We start from the raw sequence: 1399 nt of genomic DNA, 5'->3' as shown, positions 1-1399 counted from the left end.
GGGACTGTGGAAATAACGGTGTATCCGGCCCAACACGCCAGGCGGTGAGCTTGGCGGGAAGGAGCCGATATGACGGCGACACTGGATGCTGTGAAAAACACGGCGACCGCTACGAAAAAGAACGAGGCTTCCGAGGCTGATGCAGCCCGTGAACTGGTCCGGATGGCCAAGGAGCAGGGGCTGTCCCTGACGGGTCCGGATGGGCTGCTGAAAATGCTGACCAAGACGGTCATCGAGTCGGCCCTGGACGAGGAAATGACCGAGCACCTCGGGTACGGAAAGCACGAGACCGCGGCCAAGGAGACCGCCAACTCGCGAAACGGCACCCGCGGCAAAACGGTCCTCACGGAAACAACCGGACCCGTCGCGATCGAGGTGCCGCGGGACCGGGACGGCACGTTCACGCCCGTGATCGTCGCGAAGCGCCAGCGCCGCCTGACCGGGGTCGATGAGATGGTCCTCTCGCTCTATGCCAAGGGCTTGACGACCGGGGAGATCAGCGCCCATTTCGCCGAGATCTACGGTGCTTCTGTCTCCAAGGAGACAGTTTCGCGGATCACCGACAGGGTCCTTGAAGAGATGGCGGCGTGGCAGAACCGGCCGCTGGATGAGGTCTACGCGGCGATCTTCATCGACGCCATCGTGGTCAAGATCCGGGACGGGCAGGTCGCCAACCGGCCCATCTACGCCGCCATCGGCGTGACCCTGGACGGGGAGAAGGACATCCTCGGCCTGTGGGCCGGGACCGGCGGAGAGGGCGCGAAGTTCTGGATGAGCGTGCTCACCGACATCAAGAACCGCGGCGTGAAGGACACCTTCTTCCTGGTCTGCGACGGACTCAAAGGCCTGCCCGAAGTCGTCACGAATGTCTGGCCGCTGACGACCGTGCAGACCTGCATCATTCACTTGATCCGGAACACCTTCCGGCTGGCCTCGAAGAAGGACTGGGACGCCCTCAAACGCGACGTGAAGCCCATCTACACCGCCCCGAATGCGGCGGCCGCGCGGGCGGCGTTCGAGGAGCTCACGGAGCGCTGGGGCAAGAAATACGGGGCGATCGTGCGGCTCTGGGAGAACGCGTGGGAGGAGTTCATCCCGTTCCTGGACTATGACGTGGAAATCCGGCGGGTCATCTGCTCGACCAACGCCATTGAATCGCTGAACGCGAGGTACCGGCGCGCCGTGAAGGCACGGGGTCATTTCCCGACCGAGCAGGCTGCGCTAAAGTGCCTGTATCTGGTCACCCGATCCCTCGATCCGACCGGTGCCGGCAAGACCCGATGGGCCGTGCGTTGGAAGCCCGCTTTGAACGCCTTCGCCATCACTTTCAGCGACCGATTCCCGGCAGCTGAAAGCTACTAAATGAAAACGCCGGATACACCGTTAACGAGACAGTCCC

1 protein-coding gene is annotated in these 1399 nt (G+C 63.2%); it reads left to right on the top strand.

Going from position 1 to position 1399, the window contains the following annotated elements; all coding sequences use genetic code 11:
• Positions 1-69: 69 nt before the first annotated feature.
• Positions 70-1362: an IS256 family transposase gene (locus tag ABIB27_RS19305; protein WP_354254702.1), complete on the top strand. Its 1293-nt coding sequence runs from the start codon at positions 70-72 to the stop codon at positions 1360-1362.
• The last annotated feature ends 37 nt before the right edge of the window (positions 1363-1399 follow it).

The sequence above is a fragment of the Arthrobacter sp. UYEF21 genome, from assembly GCF_040546085.1.
GTDB lineage: Bacteria > Actinomycetota > Actinomycetes > Actinomycetales > Micrococcaceae > Arthrobacter.
The sequence above is the reverse complement of the archived record's forward strand: the minus strand, read 5'-3'. Positions and strand labels throughout refer to the sequence as shown.

Coding starts and splice junctions, on each gene's coding strand:
- ABIB27_RS19305 (WP_354254702.1), top strand. CDS start 70: ATGACGGCGACACTGGATGCTGTGAAAAACACGGCGACCGCTACGAAA.